Source organism: uncultured Aliivibrio sp. (assembly GCF_946479765.1).
Classification (GTDB): domain Bacteria; phylum Pseudomonadota; class Gammaproteobacteria; order Enterobacterales; family Vibrionaceae; genus Aliivibrio.
In genome coordinates this window covers 1-13635 of the sequence record NZ_CAMLHO010000061.1, presented here as the reverse complement: position 1 = coordinate 13635, position 13635 = coordinate 1, and the positions used below count along the sequence as shown (strand labels likewise).

Sequence of the window (13635 nt, the reverse complement as noted above, 5' to 3'; positions counted from 1 at the left end):
GGGAAAGGTAGCGTAAAATTTAAGCAAAGAGTGTCAACTATCTTGAAAAACACCGTGCTCTTTATATTTAAAGCTAAAATTAAAGCTAAGAAGAAATGTGATGAGGTTTATTTCTTTCAACGAAAATGATGTTGCGTAAATTTGTTTCACGATTATATTGGCTTTGTAACTTTTTTTATTTGGTCAATAATTATTTTATATTTGATGAGGTAATAAGTAAAAATGATGATTTACATCTATTTTTGATAGGTTTTGTGAATCACAACTATAAGTACAAGCGATTATCTCTTATTCTTTTTAGTGTTTATTCTATACCCATAGTTTATTGAGGTTTAAAGAGATGACCAAGAGTGCATTAGCCGCTGTAAAGTGGGTCAATGTATGTCATTTTTTGTATTTAACACGATTTTTAGAAAACCATTTTTGTGTACTTTATTATAATATTAAGGAATGAGTAATGAGTAAGAAATTAACGACAGCAGCAGGTTGCCCTGTTGCACATAACCAAAATGTTCAAACTGCGGGTAAACGTGGTCCTCAATTATTGCAAGATGTGTGGTTTTTAGAAAAACTGGCGCATTTTGATCGTGAAGTGATCCCTGAGCGTCGTATGCACGCCAAAGGATCTGGTGCTTACGGCACATTTACTGTAACTCATGACATTACTAAATACACAAAAGCAAAACTGTTTTCTGAAATTGGCAAACAAACAGACATGTTTGCACGTTTCACAACCGTTGCTGGTGAGCGTGGCGCAGCAGATGCAGAGCGTGATATCCGTGGTTTTGCGCTAAAATTCTACACAGAAGAAGGTAACTGGGATTTAGTGGGTAACAACACACCTGTATTCTTCTTACGTGATCCTCTAAAATTCCCTGATTTAAACCATGCGGTTAAACGCGATCCTCGCACAAATATGCGAAGCGCGAAAAATAACTGGGATTTCTGGACATCATTACCTGAAGCGCTTCACCAAGTAACTATCGTGATGAGTGATCGTGGTATTCCTGCGACTTACCGTCATATGCATGGTTTTGGTAGCCACACGTTTAGCTTTATCAATAGTGATAACGAGCGTTACTGGGTGAAATTCCACTTTGTATCTCAGCAAGGCATTAAAAACTTGTCAGATGCTGAAGCGGGTGCAGTGATTGGTAATGATCGTGAAAGTCATCAACGTGATTTGCTAGAAAGCATTGATAACCAAGATTTCCCTAAATGGACATTGAAAGTTCAGATCATGCCAGAAGCAGAAGCGGCGACAGTTTCTTATAACCCATTCGATTTAACCAAAGTATGGCCACATAAAGATTACCCATTAATTGAAGTAGGTGAATTTGAGCTAAATCGTAACCCACAAAACTTCTTCGCAGAAGTAGAGCAGTCGGCATTTAACCCTGCAAACGTGGTTCCGGGTATCAGCTTCTCTCCAGATAAGATGCTACAAGGCCGTTTATTTGCGTATGGTGATGCACAGCGTTACCGTTTAGGTGTAAACCACCAACACATTCCTGTGAACGCACCTCGTTGTCCTGTACATAGTTACCACCGTGATGGCGCAATGCGCGTTGATGGTAACTTCGGTAGCACATTAGGTTATGAGCCAAATAATGAAGGTCAATGGGCTGAGCAGCCAGATTTTTCTGAGCCACCACTAAACTTAGATGGCGCAGCAGCACATTGGGATCACCGTGAAGATGAAGATTATTTCTCACAACCGGGCGATCTATTCCGTCTAATGACCGCTGAAAAACAAGACATCTTGTTTGATAACACAGCGCGTAACTTAAACGGTGTGCCAAAAGAAATTCAACTTCGCCACTTAAGACATTGTTACAAAGCCGATCCAGCTTATGGCGAAGGTATCGGTAAATTACTTGATATTGATGTGAGTGAATTTAACTCGTAATTTAATCCTATTAAGTAACTATAAATCAAAGCGTTGAGTATTACATTCAGCGCTTTTTTTATGTCTGTTTACATTGTAAATTTTAGCTCTCTTGCTATTTGAAAGGTGGTTATTTTATTATTTAATTCAATTTGGTTAGAAAAACCACAAAAACTGTCGGTATTTGTGTCGATAGACCTCCGTTATACTCCCCGCACTATTATAAGCCGCTAAAGCAAATACTCATTGCTCTGGACTTACGATCCAGCCTCGCAAAAAAGGAAAGTTACCCATGTCTCAATATATCGTTTGTGCGTTATACAAATTTGTTTCATTAGAAAATTACACCGACATTCGTCAACCATTAACTCAAGTATTAGAAGATAATCATATTCGCGGCACATTGTTGCTCGCAAGTGAAGGGATTAATGGCACGGTTGCGGGCTCTCGTGAAGCGATTAATACGCTACTCGCTTGGTTTAAAGAAGATCCTCGTTTAGCGGATGTGGTTTATAAAGAATCAATCAATGACGTTCAACCTTTCAATCGTACAAAAGTGAAATTGAAAAAAGAAATCGTCACCATGGGCGTAGAAGGTATCGATCCTCTTCATGTGGTGGGTACGTACGTTAAACCTGCTGATTGGAATGCCCTTATTTCTGATCCAGACGTGCTATTGGTTGATACTCGAAATGATTATGAAGTGGGCATCGGCACATTCAAACATGCTATTAACCCAAAGACAGAAACATTCCGCGATTTTCCTCAATACGTTGCTGATAATTTAAATCCTGAAAAACATAAAAAAGTAGCGATGTTCTGTACTGGTGGTATTCGTTGTGAAAAATCGACCGCGTATATGAAAGAGCAAGGGTTTGATGAGGTCTATCATCTTGAAGGCGGCATCTTAAAGTACCTTGAAGAAGTACCAGAAGAAAACAGCTTATGGGAAGGCGATTGTTATGTATTTGATGGCCGAGTTGCTGTTAACCATCAATTAGAGAAAAGCCATTATGACGTGTGTAATGCGTGTCGTTTACCTATTACAGATGAAGACAAACAATCTGATGCGTTTGAGAAAGGCGTTAGCTGCCCTAAATGTATTGATCAGCACAGTGATGAGCAAAAGTCTCGTTTCCGTGAGCGTGAAAAACAAGTGCAGTTGGCGGGCGAAAGAGGCGAAACTCACGTAGGTGGAGATGCAGCCAAACTCATTGAGCAACGTAAGCAAGAAAAGAAAGAGAGAAAACAGCAGCAGAGAAGTACTAAGTAACTCAGATTTTATGGTGATATGAGTTATAAATAATGAACTGACTCGAAAGAATATAATGTGTTTTCATTTAACTCATAATTAGATGGAAAGCAGATAACAAATGCGTAAATAAAGCGCTTATTTGTTTCGATTTTTATCGTCAATTCATCAATCCTTGCTAATTTTATAAAGGAAAGTGGGGCGTTAATCGCCTCATTTTTATTGTTTATAAACAAGGATGAAATCATGAAAAATAAAATAAAAATCAGTTCGTTCACTATTGCCTTTGTTGGTGCATTATCATCAATGGGAGCGCAGGCTCATGGCTGGGTCGAGTACCCGAGTGCAAGACAAAATACGTGTTATTTAGATGGAGGATTTTGGGATAACACTATTCCAAATCAGGCATGTCAGTCGGCGTATGATGAATCAGGAGCGTTTCCTTTTGTTCAACGTAATGAGGTTGCGGCCAATGTACCAAACTATAAAGACATGGCACATGTTCAAGCCATTGTTCGTGATGGTAACTTATGTTCAGCAGGGGATAATGCAAAAGCAGGCTTAAACGTAGGTTCTTCTCATTGGCAAAAAACGGCGGTTACTTTAGATGAGAATAATCAGATTGAACTTATCTTTAATGCAACAGCACCTCACACCCCTTCTTACTGGCAATTCTATTTATCTAATTCTAATTACGATCCAACCGTTCCATTAACATGGGGTGACTTAGATCTAATTGATACCGTAGGCAATGTGCCTGTAGGGGAAGATAAGAAATACCGTATAAATATTACTCTTCCTGCGGATAGAGCAGATTCGGCCGTCCTTTATACTCGCTGGCAGCGTGAAGATGCTGCTGGTGAAGGCTTTTATAACTGTAGCGATATTTCATTTGATGGAACGGGAACTACACCTCCAGGACCGATAGATCCAGTCGACCCGCCACCATCATATTCTGATTTAGGTTATTACATTAGCCAAGGATTTGGGCCAGTAGAATCAGGCGATACGGTTCGGTTCAGAACGTTTGATGCGACAGGGGGGGAAACAACAGACATCAGTTTAGCCATTAATGTGAATAATGCGGCGACATGGTCAGCGGAACTGGCAGGGCAATTTAATCAGTTAAAAAATAAAGAATGGTTTATTGGTATTTGGCATCAAGAAATGAATCATTATATGTACGATATCAATAATATTTACGCAAACCGAGTTTTTGCACCAAGTGCAGATCTTAGTTATCAGCTTTCTTTAATTAAAGCGGATACAACATCACCGGTAGAGCCACCAGTTGAACCAACAAACGCATGGCAAGCAGGTTTAATCTATAACACTGGGGATGTTGTTAGCTATAACAATAAAGAATGGACAGCACAGTGGTGGACAAAAGGTGAAGAGCCGGGAACGACTGGAGAATGGGGTGTTTGGCGTTAATAGAAGGACATATTAAAAACTTGTTGTCTTTTAAGCTCTAAAGTTCATTTAGGGCTTAAAGAAATATTAACACGGATCAAAATTATGAAATTAATCATAATGCAATGATCTGACCAATGACTTGGATAAATAAAGGCCTTCTTTTTTAATTAAATGTAGTTTTGATTGTGGTGAATAGTGATATTCATCTATGATAAAGAAAATTTCATTAACTTCTTTTTTTATATTGTGGGCGAAAATGATTGAAACTTTTTTAAGTGATGACGAACAACTTGTATCTACTACTGATCTTAAAGGTGTTATTACTTATTGTAATGAAGCGTTCTGTCGCATTGCAGAATATAGTAAGGAAGAGCTTGAAGGTGAAAATCATAATGTTATTCGTCATGAAGTAATGCCTAAAGCAGCATTTGCAGATATGTGGAGAAATTTACAAGAGGGAAAAGCATGGCGAGGAATAGTAAAAAATAAAGCAAAATCAGGTCGATTTTATTGGGTAGATGCCTACGTTACGCCTATTTATGAACATGATATCGTGATTGGTTACCAGTCTGTGCGTGTGAAACCTAAACGTGAGTGGGTTGTTATTGCTGAAAAAGCTTATGTGGCTCTTTTAAAAGCAGAGAACGGTGGACAACAGTGGTCATTCTCAGTAAATGATACTTTGCGTTATGCGTTATTATTTGGGGCATTGACGGCTCCAGTTTTATCGACATTATCCAATTTAAATGGAGTGATGGCATTGTTATGCAGCGCGCTTCCTATGTGCATCGTGGGCCTGTTCTTTCGTCAAGAACTCATTGATACACCGCGTCAATTGAAAAAGTTACATGCGAAATATGACAGTGTTAGTCGTCTTATTTTTTCTGGCAATAATCAGTTTTCAATTGCTGATTTTCATCTGAAATTATCCTCATCTCGGATTAGAACCGTCTTAGGTAGAATGACGGACTCAGCGAAACCTCTTCAAGAATTGGCTGATAATTTAAGCTCAACGGCAATATTGGTAACGCAGGAATTAGAACAGCAAACAAAAGATATTAATCACGTTCGTATAGCAACAGAGCAGGTTAAATCGTTAGCTGATGATGTGTCATTAAGTACAAATGAGGCATATGAACTCATTAATATGACGATTAAGTCATGTGCATTAACAAAAGAAAGTATTACTCAAACCAATGTAAATTTAGAACAATTAGCGATCCAAGCGAGATCTGCTACACAAATGACAGAGCAATTGAGTACACAAGCAAAAGAAGTCAGTCAAATCATGGAAGAGATAGGTGGTATTGCTAATCAAACTAACCTCCTCGCGTTAAATGCCGCCATTGAGTCAGCAAGAGCGGGAGAGCAAGGAAGAGGCTTTGCTGTCGTTGCCGATGAAGTTAGAGCATTATCTAATCGCACTTCTAATGCAACCGTTCAGATAAAAGAAAGTGTCGCAATGATGCTGTCGACGATTGAATCTTGGCAATTAGAGATTATCTCTAACCGAGAGCAAACCGAACTATGCAATGAAATGGGAGAGGTGAGCATGCAACGATTATCTGAGGTGGATTCAATGATGCAATCAATGAATCAATTAATGACGTCAGTAGAAAGTGTAGCACACCAACAACGTCAACTGTCTGGTGATGTGAATACTTATATTCAATCTATTGCTTCAACGGCGGAGCAAAATTTAAAGACTACTTATTCAGTAAATAGCACTTCTAAGGAGTTAAAAAATCAAGTGAATGAATTTTATCAATTAGCGCAACGTTTTGAAGAGAAGTAATATCGACTACTATGCCCTTTGTTGTTAGTCAACTTTGATTAAAAGTAAGCACAGACTGATAAGCTAAAGCCTTAATGAGAGTTAAGGCTTTTTTATTGTGTATTAAAACGCCGTATTTTCTCGACATTGTGATCCAGATCTCTGTATAATCCGCGCCTAGCTTTTTCATATTTATTCATACTGTTGCACTTCATTTTTTTGGCTACATCTTAGCCTCGTAATTGACTTGTCCGTAAGCATTTAGGAATTATTTCTTTGATACAATCAAACAACATCACAATGCAATTTGGCGCAGAGCCTTTATTTGAAAATATTTCAGCAAAATTTGGCAACGGTAACCGTTATGGTTTGATCGGTGCGAATGGTTGCGGAAAATCAACGTTTATGAAAATTCTAAGTGGTGCATTAACTCCTAGTTCAGGCAATGTTTCAATGACACCGGGACAAAAATTAGGCGTATTGAGTCAAGATCAGTTTGCTTTTGAACAATACAACGTAATTGATGTTGTGATCATGGGTGACAAAAAACTATGGGAAATCAAGCAAGAGCGTGACCGTATTTATTCACTACCAGAAATGAGTGAAGAAGACGGCATGAAAGTAGCTGAGCTTGAAAGTGAATTTGCAGAAATGGATGGCTACAGTGCAGAAAGCCGTGCAGGTGATATCCTAATTCAAGCGGGTATTGATGAAGCACTTCATTTTGGTCTAATGAAGCAAGTAGCTCCAGGTTGGAAACTGCGAGTATTATTAGCACAAGCACTGTTTGCAAACCCAGATATTTTACTACTTGATGAACCAACCAATAACTTGGACATTAATACGATCAACTGGCTAGCTGGTGAGTTAAACCAACGTAAATGTACCATGATCATCATTTCGCACGACAGACACTTCCTGAACTCTGTATGTACTCATATGGCAGATATCGATTACGGTGAACTGCGTGTTTACCCAGGTAACTACGAGTACTTTTTAGAAGCATCAAGCCTGATCCGCGATCAGTTATTGGCAGGAAATGCGAAAAAATCGGCAGAGATTAGTGAGTTACAAGACTTTGTAAACCGTTTTGGTGCAAACGCATCTAAAGCAAAACAAGCAAGCTCTCGTGCAAAGAAAATGGACAAGATCTCACTAGATGAAGTTAAGTCATCAAGCCGTATGAGTCCATCAATTAACTTTGGCGAAGGTAAAAAACTGCACCGCCAAGCGCTAGAGCTTGACAATCTAGGGCATGGATTTGAAGGTAACGTACTGTTTGAAGGCGGTAACTTACTATTAGAAGCAGGCACTCGTTTAGCGGTAATCGGTGAGAATGGTGTAGGTAAAACAACCTTATTACGTTGTTTAGTTCAAGACTTACAACAAAACGAAGGTATTGTTAAATGGTCTGAAAATGCAGCGTTCGGTTACTGCCCACAAGACAGCACTGCTGATTTTGATAACGATTTAAGTATCTTTGATTGGATCTCGCAATGGCGTACAGTCAAGCACGATGACTTAATGGTTCGTGGTATTTTGGGTCGCCTACTATTCACTGCTGATGACACTAACAAGCAAGCAAGAAACTGTTCTGGTGGTGAGAAAAACCGTCTATTATTTGGTAAGTTAATGATGCAAGACATCAACGTACTTGTTATGGACGAACCAACGAACCACATGGATATGGAAGCGATTGAAGCACTAAACGACGCATTAAAAGTGTACACAGGTACATTAATCTTCGTAAGCCATGACCGTGAGTTTGTTTCTTCTCTAGCGACACAAATTATTGATGTTAAAGATAAGAAAATAGTGAACTTCCAAGGTACTTATGATGAGTACTTAGATCACCAAACTAAAATGCTACAGGTTAACATTGCTAAGTAGTCTTATTTTAAGATGAAGTATTAAGTAAATATAAAAACGCGAGACTGATGATCAGCTCGCGTTTTTTGATCTAATTCTATTCTCATTATTTATATTGGATATTTTCAGTGTCATTAATTCGCTCTAAAAAAACCACACCAGCAAACACCGTTGTGGTACTCGATTTTGAAACCACAGGCTTATCTCCAAACCAAGGCGATCGTGCCATAGAAATTGGTGCAGTAAAGCTAGAAAACGGCGTTATTGTCGATCGCTTTCAAAAACTAATGAATCCTGGTTTTAGAGTAAGCTCATTTATTGCTAACTACACAGGCATTACCAATGCAATGCTAGTCGGTGCGGATGATTGTGCAACGGTAATGCATGAATTTGCAGACTTCATTCAAGGGTGTAACTTGGTGGCTCATAATGCCTCATTTGATAAGCGTTTTTTAGATGCTGAGCTCGAAGATATTCAACGAAATTATGATGGAACGTTCGCGTGTTCATTATTGGTATCAAGACGATTAATCCAAGAGGTCTCGTCGCATAAATTAGGTGATTTAGTTGCGTATCATCAAATTGAAAATGATGGAGTATTTCACCGGGCGTTAGCCGATGCAGAAGTTACCGCCTCATTGTGGTTAGTGCAGCTAGAAACATTAGAGCGTGATCACGGCATTAAAAATCCAAGTTTTGATTTAATGTTGAAGATTGGAAAAACACCCAAAGGGTCAATCGATCTTTTTTTAAAGAAACAGGGCTAATTTTAAGCTGTCATATTCTAACAAACGCTTATGTTTCTTTCGACATCGGCGTTTTTTATTTCCAACAGAAAGCCAACTCTCTTGGTTTTTAAACTCTTTTCAATTCAGATATTCCGCTCGTTTTGTCATTACATCTTCTATTAATCAATTTTTTTTATCGTAATCACAAGACAAACTTGTTTTACATAAATAAAAGTGAGGCCTATTTTATACGTTTGGGTTGTTATAGGGATCAAATGCCTTTGTTAGGGTAGATACAGAGTGAAATAATTGCTACCAAGGTCTTAAAACAACAAAAATAAGCCCAAACTGAAAAAGTATTATTGCTATTTATCCAATAGAAAGTGCTAGTATTCTCATGCTTTAATTGGAAACTAAAATACAATGAATTCAGTTGGATAAAGAATGTTTACCATTGATATGTAATGACACATAAATTGCGTCATAAATGAAATGTCTCATCAATGGCAAACAATCTACCATATGTATGGAGCAACAAATGAGTGAGCAAATTCTCACACTACCACAATTAGGCTGGCGTCCTTATTTTCAACAACAACTGACTCTAGATGATTTAACTGATTTTCAAACTGGTCGAATTATTGAGCAACACCGAAGCAGCATTATTGTTTTGAGTGAGCAAGGTCAAGTGAGTTTATTACCACCATCAGGTGATGATCGTGTTTGTGTGGGTGACTGGGTATTGTTTGATGAAAATCTACGAATTCAACGTGTACTAGATAGACAATCTCTGTTTGATCGTAAAGCTCCAGGATCAAAAGTGGCAACGCAATTAATTGCCGCGAATGTAGATACCGTTATGATCGTTTGCTCATTAAATAATGATTTTAATTTGAGTCGTATTGAACGTTACCTTGCTATTGCAAAAGAAGCGGAAGTTGAGCCTGTTATTGTGCTAACTAAAGCTGATTTGTGTGACGATGCAGATGATAAGCAAGATCAAGTTCAGAAGCTAAATCGAATGATGAGTGTTTACAGTGTAAATGCCCTGGATACTAATGACTTAGTTGCTCTGCATAGCTATTGTAAAAATGGCCAAACTATCGCTTTCTTAGGCTCGTCAGGTGTTGGGAAATCTACGTTGGTAAATGGACTGCTTGGATTTGAAGCGCTGAAAACCGGAGAGATCCGTGAAGATGATAGCAAAGGTCGACACACGACGACGCATCGCGCTTTAAAATTGATGCCACAAGGCGGTCTGTTAATGGATACCCCTGGAATGCGTGAGCTTCAACTTAGTGATTGCGAACAAGGAGTGAATGCAACTTTTAGCGAGATTACTGATCTTGCTGAAAAATGTCGCTTTGGTGATTGCTCTCATATTTCAGAACCCGGCTGTGCGGTTTTAAAAGCCGTTGAGTCAGGTGAACTTGAAGAGCGTCGTTTAGTTAGCTTTCAAAAATTAATGAGAGAGCAAGCGATTAATGGCGCTAGTGTGGCAGAACAACGAGCAAAAGATAAAGCCTTTGGCAAAATGGTTCATGGCGCTATCGCTGATGCTCGTAGCCGTAAAAAAGAGTATGAAACGAGCACTTATTAATTTTTTGCTAAAACAATAAATTAACAGAATAAACCGCCTGTCTATGATTGGCGGTTTTTTTGTATATATATCAGCAATTATTGCCTTGATAAGATAAAAATCGTACCATTCGTGATTATTGATTTAGCTTACAAGAGAATAGCAATATGAGCCAAGAATTAGAGATGATCACGAACCTAGAAGATCTAGAAACATTTATTGTTGCTGCTGAAAATGGAGGTTTTGGTTTAACTAACGTTGCTGGTATTGCTATGGCGACAAACAATAAAGATGGTCGTCGCTTTGTTGCGGTATTAGATGATAAGCATCAACTATTATTGTCTCGTTGGGTAACAGAAGAAGTGTTCCAAACGGGTCAAGATTTAGTACGTAATGGCTCAAGCCGTACTACTCACTAAGAGTCAAATATTTTAAAGAAAGGGGTTAAGACACTTTCAATTCGAAAGTTGGTAGCCCTTTTTTACTGCCTAAAAATCAAAGGTGCATTTTTAATGCAACAATTGTTGACGTAAATCAAACCAAGGTGGAACTACCTCTTTATTAGCATGGCTTTCGATATTGTCACTCGCTATTATTAATCATAAGAACATTAAATTAGTGAGCTAACGTATCGTTATTTATATTTCGTGATCATTTGAAGCGGTCTTCACCTAATCGCTTGTACCGTAAAGGAACCCCACAAGGTAGTCCTCTGTCCCTTTTATTATCCAATCTAGTATTAGATGAGTTAAATAAAGAGCTAGAACGTAGAGGGCATAAGTTCTGTCGATATACAGACGATTGCCAAATCTATGTGAGTAGTTAGGAAGCTGCGGAACGAGTCAAAGACTCGATCTTCGTATTCTTAGAGCATAAGCTGAAACTCAAAGTTAACCGAGAGAAAAGTGCAGCGACAAGAATAACGGAGCGCAGTTATCTAAACCACAGTTTTAGTTGCTCAGGTCAGACCCGTCTATCAACAGATGCGAAATGCTTGGAAATTAGCGATGTCAGATAAAGGTTGGTGGACACTCTCAAGAACACCTAAAGTGAATCATGCCCTTTCAAACGTAAAACTGATGGAGATGGGATTATACTCATTACTGGATGGGTATAAGGCACTGAAAATATATTAGGAACCGCCTATGCGACCCACGCTTGTACGGTGATATGAGAGGATGGAGGCAGCCTCCTACTCGATTATTTTTTAGGTGTGGTTTTTCTCATGTTTACTATAAAAATGGTCTAATAGCGAAATAGTGTTAGCGAGCTATGCAATACCTAATCAGTGGTTTAAAAGTATAGGATTGTATTCAGTAGATGAAGTGAAGATAGGCGTTCTCGTCAGGAGATAGCCGTATACGAGGTCTTTATGTGAGGGATGAAGCTAGTGATCACGCTTTAATTTAAATACAGCTAAAATTAGTCATAGCTGTATTGTTATATGAAATTAAGGCAACTCTTAATTTCATAGGATCGTTGATAGTATATGCAAAGAAGCCAAAATATGAGCAATGGCTTCAAATAATAATTAATTTATTTTTTCTAGTACTCCAGAGTCAGCATGAGCAAATGGTTTACCATAAATATGTAAGTTTGTTGTTTGAGAGTATCTCAAAATGTCTTTTTTAGACATGTCTAGTGACATTGTAAATTTAGTTGTTGTTCCGTTCTCTGTCATAAATTGACTTTCAGCAATACCTTTAGGTGAAGTTTCAAAATTTATGACTTGTCCTGATTTTCCTTCAGAAACGATACATACCGCTCTAGGTATACAATAAGAGTTATATACCATTTGGTTTTTTTTATCGTAAATTAAATATCCTCTTTGGTCATGAAATTTACCGTTATCACTTTTCCTAAAAACTTCTTGTTTGTAATAGAGGGCGGTTAAATATTGCTCACTAGCATTTGTTGCATCGGCGGCTGGTTCAAATGTAAATGTTTCATAATATGGTTCAAGCGCAGGGCCTCCTTTTCCTACTTTGCTCCCTTCTTTACCTGGAGCGACATCAACACCACCAGATTCAGTACTTTTCCATGTACCTATTAACGTACTTAGTGGACCTAAGTCTAAATTAGAAGCGATAGCAGCTTATGAAAAACTTAAAGGTGAAAAAACGATTAAAGCCAATAAGGTTAATTTTTTCATTTTAATAGATCCTTTATAAATTGTGATTACTGCTTCTTAAATGTTAAATTTATATTTAACGGTACTCTGTTTGATATTTTTATACCGCCAACAGTTTCTGCTAGTGCCGTTAAATTGTTTTCTGGTATACCAAAGTCAGCACTATCAATGATTATTGGTGTGTATGAGTTTATAGTTAGGTAATTTTCTGTTGGAACAATAATTACAGGGAAGTTAATTAATTTCGTTGTTCCATAGAATGTGACATTTGTTGGAACGGTTGTTTTTATTGGGCCATTCTTTATTTTGTCTAAGTTAAATTGGCCATCGATTTTAATTTCTGGGAATTTTAGTGAGTTAAAAAATAGTTCGTTTACACGGGAATCTCTAATTGAGATGCCGGTACTAAGACCTTTTAAGTCAACAGATAAATTAAAGCTTCCGTTATCATTAACTTTACCGGAAAGAGTATCTATCATTGCAGGTTCAACTACATACTGATTTTTTATTGTTGCAAAGTTTATTGCTGATAGGGATGGTTCTAAGGTGTAGTTTTCAGCCGCAAGCACATTCACAGATAATAATGATAAAACAAGAGTTAATGGAGTAGTTATTTTTTTCATTTTGTAATTACCTTAGTAAAAGAAGGGTTTCTTCTTGTGCATATTATGTTCAATTTTGTTATTTACATAGGGAATTAAATCGATAAGTGTCATCGTTTTTTTTAATCTATTAATAGTGACATTTTCAATAAATTTAACTTTACTTTCCCATGTCTTTATGTTTTCCTGTTAGAGGTAGCATTTTAATTCAAGCAAGGTTGTTGCAAGAAACTAGTTTAATATCAAGATCTTGCAATCTTTTATGTCATTTAGTAGTCAATGACCAATTCTGAATTTAAATGGAAACACTTATTGGGCAACAGATATTACCAATATTCATAGTAAGCGCTTAACTAACCACACATATCAATATTAAGCATGCTTTGCCATAGTCTC

Annotated in this window: 11 protein-coding genes; 9 read left to right on the top strand and 2 right to left on the bottom strand. The window is 37.7% G+C overall.

Annotated features, from left to right (window positions below):
* Positions 1–457: 457 nt before the first annotated feature.
* The 9 genes from Q1K78_RS15540 to Q1K78_RS15500 all read left to right on the top strand — a co-directional run bounded on the left by Q1K78_RS15540 (position 458) and on the right by Q1K78_RS15500 (position 11332).
* Positions 458–1909, top strand: coding sequence for a catalase (locus Q1K78_RS15540; protein ID WP_065592297.1), 1452 nt, complete (start codon positions 458–460; stop codon positions 1907–1909).
* 271 nt (positions 1910–2180) lie between these two features.
* Positions 2181–3161 (top strand): rhodanese-related sulfurtransferase, encoded by a 981-nt coding sequence (locus Q1K78_RS15535; protein WP_300180865.1) that lies wholly within the window; start codon positions 2181–2183, stop codon positions 3159–3161.
* A gap of 225 nt (positions 3162–3386) precedes the next feature.
* Positions 3387–4574, top strand: a complete 1188-nt coding sequence (locus tag Q1K78_RS15530; protein ID WP_300180862.1) for a lytic polysaccharide monooxygenase — start codon at positions 3387–3389, stop codon at positions 4572–4574.
* A 202-nt stretch (positions 4575–4776) separates the two neighbouring features.
* Positions 4777–6351, top strand: coding sequence for a PAS domain-containing methyl-accepting chemotaxis protein (locus tag Q1K78_RS15525; protein WP_300180878.1), 1575 nt, complete (start codon positions 4777–4779; stop codon positions 6349–6351).
* 255 nt (positions 6352–6606) lie between these two features.
* Entirely contained in the window at positions 6607–8220 is a 1614-nt protein-coding gene (locus Q1K78_RS15520; RefSeq protein ID WP_300180859.1) for an ABC-F family ATPase, read from the top strand.
* Between the two features lie 107 nt (positions 8221–8327).
* The gene (locus Q1K78_RS15515; RefSeq protein ID WP_300180856.1) at positions 8328–8966 is read left to right on the top strand and encodes a 3'-5' exonuclease; all 639 of its coding nucleotides are present in this window, start codon (positions 8328–8330) and stop codon (positions 8964–8966) included.
* Between the two features lie 499 nt (positions 8967–9465).
* Complete coding sequence (gene rsgA, locus Q1K78_RS15510) at positions 9466–10527, top strand: ribosome small subunit-dependent GTPase A (RefSeq protein ID WP_300180853.1); 1062 nt, start codon at positions 9466–9468, stop codon at positions 10525–10527.
* Positions 10528–10673: 146 nt separating this feature from the next.
* Entirely contained in the window at positions 10674–10925 is a 252-nt protein-coding gene (locus Q1K78_RS15505; RefSeq protein WP_300180850.1) for a hypothetical protein, read from the top strand.
* A 236-nt stretch (positions 10926–11161) separates the two neighbouring features.
* Positions 11162–11332, top strand: a complete 171-nt coding sequence (locus Q1K78_RS15500) for a reverse transcriptase domain-containing protein (protein WP_366900110.1) — start codon at positions 11162–11164, stop codon at positions 11330–11332.
* A 705-nt stretch (positions 11333–12037) separates the two neighbouring features.
* On the opposite strand, the gene Q1K78_RS15495 is transcribed toward Q1K78_RS15500, so the two are convergent.
* Both Q1K78_RS15495 and Q1K78_RS15490 read right to left on the bottom strand, forming a co-directional pair.
* Positions 12038–12595 carry a heme-binding beta-barrel domain-containing protein gene (locus tag Q1K78_RS15495; protein WP_300180872.1) on the bottom strand — a complete coding sequence of 186 codons (558 nt, stop codon included), beginning with the start codon at positions 12593–12595 and terminating at the stop codon, positions 12038–12040.
* Positions 12596–12684: 89 nt separating this feature from the next.
* Positions 12685–13260: a YceI family protein gene (locus Q1K78_RS15490; protein WP_300180847.1), complete on the bottom strand. Its 576-nt coding sequence runs from the start codon at positions 13258–13260 to the stop codon at positions 12685–12687.
* Between the last annotated feature and the right edge of the window lie 375 nt (positions 13261–13635).

What these genes read in the sequence shown, in the direction of transcription:
- Q1K78_RS15530 (WP_300180862.1), top strand. Translation starts at nt 3,387, where the DNA reads ATGAAAAATAAAATAAAAATCAGTTCGTTCACTATTGCCTTTGTTGGT.
- Q1K78_RS15540 (WP_065592297.1), top strand. Translation starts at nt 458, where the DNA reads ATGAGTAAGAAATTAACGACAGCAGCAGGTTGCCCTGTTGCACATAAC.
- Q1K78_RS15535 (WP_300180865.1), top strand. Translation starts at nt 2,181, where the DNA reads ATGTCTCAATATATCGTTTGTGCGTTATACAAATTTGTTTCATTAGAA.
- rsgA (WP_300180853.1), top strand. Translation starts at nt 9,466, where the DNA reads ATGAGTGAGCAAATTCTCACACTACCACAATTAGGCTGGCGTCCTTAT.
- Q1K78_RS15490 (WP_300180847.1), bottom strand. Translation starts at nt 13,260, where the DNA reads ATGAAAAAAATAACTACTCCATTAACTCTTGTTTTATCATTATTATCT.
- Q1K78_RS15505 (WP_300180850.1), top strand. Translation starts at nt 10,674, where the DNA reads ATGAGCCAAGAATTAGAGATGATCACGAACCTAGAAGATCTAGAAACA.